This is a genomic window from Butyrivibrio sp. (assembly GCF_024699075.1).
This window is the reverse complement of the sequence record NZ_JAILQF010000320.1, coordinates 1-5,868: the sequence shown is the minus strand read 5'-3', so window position 1 is coordinate 5,868 and position 5,868 is coordinate 1. Positions and strand designations below refer to the sequence as shown.

Here is a 5,868-nt window from a genome sequence, read left to right as displayed (position 1 = left end):
TAACTGTCTGAAGACTGATATATATCAAAAAGATAAGCATCCATATCAGCAAGAAAACCCTGAGCTTTATGAACTGCAGCATAATAATCCTGCGTATACAAAGCTGACTTTTGGGTCAGATTCATATCCGCAATAGAGGTTTCGAGTGATAGTACAGCAAAAGAGGTAAGGCTTAATGTCAGAAATATTAAAAGTATAGATGCTGTACCTATTGGAAGTCCTACGTGCAGGTTCTTGTTCATAAAAAGCTCCTTTTATAATTCTGTATCAATGTCTCCGAGATACAGATCAAGCGGAAGCGTTAATATCTTATTGTCTTCGTAAACAGAAATATCTTCCTGATAAGTATCAGTAATAAGATCATCAGAGAGTTCTACATCATAAATACTGATAGTAGCGGTGCAGGCATATCCTTGTAGACTACCTGATGAACAGTCATTGTAAGTATCTGAAGAATCTTCAAGCTTTTGAGTCAGTACAAGTTCATAGGCTGTTGAATTAATAGTGTATGTAATATCATCGGTGGGATGTTCTATGGGATTAAAGTCGCTGTCATAGCATATGACTATAGTTCCTGTATAGTTTCCTTCCTGTGAAAGAACAACTGCGTATTCAGAATACCTCGATACAATAACCTCTATATTGGCACCTGAATTCATGAATACCTGAGCCATATTATCGGCTTCTATGTATCCTTTTGTTAGTTCGCGGGACTCATCTGTGACATTATGGGATTTTACAAAAATGCGTATGCAAACTACAGCTGTTATTGCAAAAAAGAATACAGCAATAATAACTTCTATAAGGAATAATGACGATTGATTTTTCAAATGTATGGATTTATCCTGCATACGCATCCTCATATCAAACGAAATTAACTCCCCATACTATGCGGAGATATCATGACTTTGGTCGTGCTTCCCTCAGCATCTGTTACCAGGATCGTTATAAGATTTGAACTTGATATCTTCATTTCCATATTATCCATTTCGATTATGCGCTGACCTGACTGAGGAGAAAGGCTTGTATCACTTCTTGCAAATACTTCCATAAGATAGCCGTTATATACATAAATATATGTAGTATAGGAAGTATCGTTTAAGGTTCTTGTTATGGTAAGGGCAGGAATATCATCTATGCTTCCTACACTTATTGCCCCATATTCATCATTTTGTCTTACCTTTTGAACTATATAAGTTGCCGCGGTCCTTTGGTCAAAATTATCATTGCTGCTGATAACGCCGCGCTGATAGATGCTCGCCCCAAGCGCAATAATAAGTACTGCGCAGAAAACGAATCCAAAAAGAAGCGATATTATGAAAAATACATCTATAAGATGCCTGCGGTCATTATCAGGATTCATAATGCCTGTCCTTTCATATCTGTAACTAGCGTATGGTGATCGCCGTCTTATTGACTACATTAAGAATTGTCACATTAGGATATATGTTGGAACCAAATGCTGCATAATCAATAGTAAAAATATCGGTATCGTATATAAGGCCATAATGATCTTTTAAATAGTCAAGATCAGGAGGATAGAAACCTTCTATTGCGTAGCACTGCGCAATATCTTTTTGCAGAGCAAGGATAAGTGTATCTTCCTGATAAGATATTGTATCTTCTGAGAATCTGTTAACACCGTATAGAAAAAGAGCTATCAAAAGGGCGCAAAAAATAATGTAGTTTAATCTCGATATTAGCTTTGGCATTTTTCTGCGTCGTTCAAATCTGTTAGACATTGAATCTCCTTTTGGGTTTTCTTTAAGTAAAAACGGTGACTTATCAGTTGCCTTATTACATTAGCCTATAGAACTCATGATGCCCATAAGAGGCAGGATCACTGACAGGAGTATAAGCCCTACTATAAGTGATAAAACTATGACAAGAGTTGGTTCAAGTGTTGATAATACAATGTTTATCTTTTTACTTGTTTTAAGTTCATATCTGCTTGCAATCTGCTGAAGCACCTTCTCCATTGAACCTGACCTGAAGCCTACCATTACCATTCTTGAATATACATTTGAAAAAATGTCTGCATGCTTCAGGGCCTCGGGGAAGCTGTCCCCTTGCTGGATCTGCTTCTGACAGATGTCTATCTTACCGGATATTTCTTCGTTCTCTACTATTGATTTAAGAAGATTCAAACTGGTATATGTATCCATACCGCTTGATATGGCAAGAGCCATGCCACTTGCAAAGCGGCTTACACCGATATCATAGAACAGCTCGTTCAAAGGACCTATATGCCTGGATATTTTTTGTAAAAAGACATATCCCTTCCTTGACTGGGTTGTGAATATCATAAAGGCACCAAGAGCAACGAGTATGATAATAAGAACAAGCGACCAGCGGTTAAGTACATTACCAATGCTAAGAAGCGTCTGAGACAGGGTGCTCATTGTGGTTCCCAACTGTTCAAATACCTGACTGAATATAGGCATTACCTTGGTTATGAGGACTATTACGATCATAAGTATCATGATGATCATGACCATGGGGTACATGAGGGCGCTTCTGAAGTTGTCAGAGAGATTGTCTTCTTGTTCATAGAATATTTCCAAGGATTCAAGTACGCTGTCGAGGTTTCCTGACTCTTCGCCAATTTTGATCATTGATATTACATAAGGAGGGAAGACATCGCACATTGATAGTGCGATATGGAATTTTTCACCTGTCCTTAAAATATGATAGAGATCAGACAGAATCTTTTTGCCGGAAGGGTCACTCGTATCTGATAAGAGTATACCGGCAGCTTCTGCAGGAGCAATTCCGCTTTTTAAAAGCATGGCGTACTGACCGCAAAAGCTTGCGGTTTCCTGATTACTAAGGACTTTTGTTTTGGATGCTTTTAATGCTTTTTTCAAATTCAGCCCCTCTTTCCTTTTGAGTAAAAGTTAGAAAAGTTTTTAATAGATATACTTCACAATATAGCTGTCATCTTCGGCAATGTAGGATCTTAAAACATCTTCTGCAGTAGTTGAGCCGAAAGTAGGATCAATGAGCTGCCAGGATGTTCCGTCAAACTGAACTATTCCATTGACCCATCCCTTTTCGTCTATGTAGCAGCTGATCCAGGCGTGGTATTCAGTTCCTGCATAGCCTATTTCCATGTGAGTAGGTATGTTTTGTGATCTGAGCATTGCTGACATAAGGCAGGCATAATCGAGACATATTCCTTTTTGCGTGGTAAGTACCTCATCTATATCGGGAATATAGCCACTTTGTACGGTCTCAGCTTCCTCATAGTCATAGGATATGGTGCTTATCATAAAGTTGTAAACATTGGTTATAACATCAAGGTCGCTATTGGCACTGAAGGCAAGGTCGCTTCCCATGGCAATGGCTTTCATGTCCTTGGTAAACCATACATATTGATTTGGATAAAGATAGGGATAGAATTCATCCTCAAGGGAGGCTTCTATAGTGGCGGTTAGGCCCAGAGAGTACTGGTTGCCGGATATATTTTCATAAATATTTATAAGATATGAGCCATCGCCGGCAGATAAAGGGAATACTTCGTCAAGGCCGCCAGTAGAAAGGTTATAGGTGTAGATTACCTGATCGGGGCCTGTGATCTGGAGCTTGACTTTGTTATTGGTTCCTGTGTATTTGGCATAGATGTAGCCTTTGCCCGAGTTGGAGGTATCAATTTGTGCTATATCATTTTCATATACTTCTTCTCCGGATTTTTCAGGAACCAGGACGACTGGAGTGTTGTCTCTGCTTCCTTTGACAGCATTTAAGGCTTCAAGATCAAAAGTGCTTTCTGATGAAGCTTTTATATTATCTTCATTATTAATTAAAGACCTGGTGGTATCGCCTGTTACAGACCCTGCCTCAGAGCAGCCCAAAATAAGCATAAATGATAACGCAAAGATGATGGGAGTATGAATTTTTTTTCTTCCATGTAAAAAAATCATAATAGGTCTCCGCGAAGATACTGCCGCTATGTCCTTATAGCGATACATGCTGCATCTGTAAAGAAAAGCGGTACATTATAAATCGTGAAATACGGGTTTTCTGTCAGCAAAAGTACAGTAAGACGTAAAACCGGCTTTCAAAGCAGTCTGTCTGGCTCTTTCAAAGTCATAGGCTATGTGCTCAGGTTTGTGAGCATCTGAACCAAAGGTTATGATTCTCCCGCCCAGTTCATAAAACCTTGCAAGTATTCCAATGCAAGGATTGGGATCATTCATACCGCTTTGAAATGATTTGGTATTTACATCGAGACCTTTATTTTCTGAAATAAGAATATTTAAGATCTCATCAATTATATCGGAAAAATTTTGAAAGTTATAATCATCAGGATTAGGAAGATATCTGACAATATAGTCCAAATGCCCTAAAACATCGAAGTTATGGAAATATTTAATATTTTCAAGAGTACTTTCAAAAAATTCACGTATTGCATCATCAGAAGATCTTCCTTCATAAAAAGAAGGGTAGTAGGGATCTTTATGATTGCAAAGGTGGTTGGAACCTATTATAAATTCGAACGGATATTTATTCAGAAAATCTGTATTTTCTTTTACTATATGAGGCTGAAGCCCAAGCTCAATGCCAAAATGAAGATCGATCTTTCCCTTATATTCTTCTTTGCATTTAAGAAAGTCTTCTCTGTAGGCATCTGCGTCTATTTCAAAGAATCCTTCAGGGTTATCAGGACCTATAGGATAGTCAAGATCCATATGCTCTGTGAAGCATATTTCGTTAAGACCCTTATTAATAGAACTTTCTATCATGCTGCGCATTGGCGCTGTGCTGTCTCCTGAATGTTCTGAATGCATATGATAATCTGATGTAATTCTCATAAGTAAGATCCTTTCGATATATAGGGATAAAAGTGGTTATTCTGTAAGTATACATCATTATATTAAAAGTGATAAACATTTAATGATATTAATCAGTGACTGTTTGGACTAATTGGTGTATTATATCAATTAGGCAATAAGTTACCGCTTTTGCGTTAACTTATCAGAACTTGCAGAGTATTTTTGAATATTGTACGAGAATGGGCACATTTATAAGCAATTTTTGAAACTTTTTACATTTGCAGACTTGAATTATTCTAATAACTTTTGTAGAATAGAAATTGCTGATAAAAATTTGTCAATCATGGATGGTTTCGTTTCGAATTCCGTCTTTGAAATTGGAAATAGCAGCAATATAACCCAATATTTCATTTTAGGAGGAACTTAAAATGGCAGTAAAAGTAGCAATTAATGGTTTCGGTCGTATCGGTCGTCTTGCATTCAGACAGATGTTCGGTGCCGAGGGATACGAAGTAGTAGCAATCAACGATCTTACAAGCCCTAAGATGCTTGCACACCTTCTGAAGTATGATACTTCACAGGGTCGTTATGTTGAAATTGGACATGAAGATGAAGTAACAGCTGATGACGAGGCAGGTACAATCACAGTTAAGGGTAAGACAATTAAGATCTACAAAGAGCCCGATGCTAATAACTGCCCTTGGGGTGAGATCGGCGTAGACGTTGTTCTTGAGTGCTCTGGTTTCTACACATCTAAAGAGAAGGCTCAGGCTCACATCAATGCTGGTGCTAAGAAAGTTGTTATTTCTGCTCCTGCAGGAAACGACCTTCCTACAATCGTTTACAACGTAAACCACAAGACTCTTACAAAAGATGACAAGATCATCTCAGCTGCTTCTTGCACAACTAACTGTCTTGCACCTATGGCAGATGCTCTTAACAAGTATGCACCTATCCAGTCTGGTATCATGTGCACAATCCACGCTTACACAGGTGATCAGATGATCCTTGACGGACCTCAGAGAAAGGGCGACCTTCGTCGTTCAAGAGCTGGTGCTTGCAACATCGTTCCTAACTCAACAGGTGCTGCAAA

8 protein-coding genes are annotated in these 5,868 nt (G+C 38.4%); 1 reads left to right on the top strand and 7 read right to left on the bottom strand.

Translation table 11 applies throughout. The annotated features are described in order from the left end of the window. The 7 genes from K6G87_RS12865 to K6G87_RS12835 form a co-directional block, all read right to left on the bottom strand. On the bottom strand, nucleotides 1-242 hold a 242-nt coding region (locus K6G87_RS12865; protein ID WP_330669856.1), incomplete at its 3' end, for a hypothetical protein. Between the two features lie 12 nt (nucleotides 243-254). Continuing rightward, the gene (locus tag K6G87_RS12860; protein WP_296837949.1) at nucleotides 255-851 is read right to left on the bottom strand and encodes a type IV pilus modification PilV family protein; all 597 of its coding nucleotides are present in this window, start codon (nucleotides 849-851) and stop codon (nucleotides 255-257) included. A gap of 23 nt (nucleotides 852-874) precedes the next feature. Then, nucleotides 875-1,363 (bottom strand): DUF4860 domain-containing protein, encoded by a 489-nt coding sequence (locus K6G87_RS12855; RefSeq protein ID WP_296837946.1) that lies wholly within the window; start codon nucleotides 1,361-1,363, stop codon nucleotides 875-877. A gap of 25 nt (nucleotides 1,364-1,388) precedes the next feature. Further along, entirely contained in the window at nucleotides 1,389-1,742 is a 354-nt protein-coding gene (locus tag K6G87_RS12850; RefSeq protein WP_296837942.1) for a hypothetical protein, read from the bottom strand. A gap of 60 nt (nucleotides 1,743-1,802) precedes the next feature. After that, the gene (locus tag K6G87_RS12845) at nucleotides 1,803-2,867 is read right to left on the bottom strand and encodes a type II secretion system F family protein (RefSeq protein WP_296837939.1); all 1,065 of its coding nucleotides are present in this window, start codon (nucleotides 2,865-2,867) and stop codon (nucleotides 1,803-1,805) included. A gap of 42 nt (nucleotides 2,868-2,909) precedes the next feature. Then, the gene (locus K6G87_RS12840) at nucleotides 2,910-3,923 is read right to left on the bottom strand and encodes a transglutaminase-like domain-containing protein (protein WP_296837936.1); all 1,014 of its coding nucleotides are present in this window, start codon (nucleotides 3,921-3,923) and stop codon (nucleotides 2,910-2,912) included. A 75-nt stretch (nucleotides 3,924-3,998) separates the two neighbouring features. Continuing rightward, nucleotides 3,999-4,814, bottom strand: a complete 816-nt coding sequence (locus K6G87_RS12835; RefSeq protein WP_296837933.1) for a histidinol-phosphatase HisJ family protein — start codon at nucleotides 4,812-4,814, stop codon at nucleotides 3,999-4,001. 389 nt (nucleotides 4,815-5,203) lie between these two features. Here K6G87_RS12835 and K6G87_RS12830 point away from each other — a divergent pair. Next, nucleotides 5,204-5,868 (top strand): type I glyceraldehyde-3-phosphate dehydrogenase (locus K6G87_RS12830; protein ID WP_296837930.1); only part of this gene is annotated, 665 nt, incomplete at its 3' end.

What these genes read in the sequence shown, in the direction of transcription:
- K6G87_RS12835 (WP_296837933.1), bottom strand. Translation starts at nt 4,814, where the DNA reads ATGAGAATTACATCAGATTATCATATGCATTCAGAACATTCAGGAGAC.
- K6G87_RS12850 (WP_296837942.1), bottom strand. Translation starts at nt 1,742, where the DNA reads ATGTCTAACAGATTTGAACGACGCAGAAAAATGCCAAAGCTAATATCG.
- K6G87_RS12860 (WP_296837949.1), bottom strand. Translation starts at nt 851, where the DNA reads ATGCAGGATAAATCCATACATTTGAAAAATCAATCGTCATTATTCCTT.
- K6G87_RS12855 (WP_296837946.1), bottom strand. Translation starts at nt 1,363, where the DNA reads ATGAATCCTGATAATGACCGCAGGCATCTTATAGATGTATTTTTCATA.
- K6G87_RS12840 (WP_296837936.1), bottom strand. Translation starts at nt 3,923, where the DNA reads ATGATTTTTTTACATGGAAGAAAAAAAATTCATACTCCCATCATCTTT.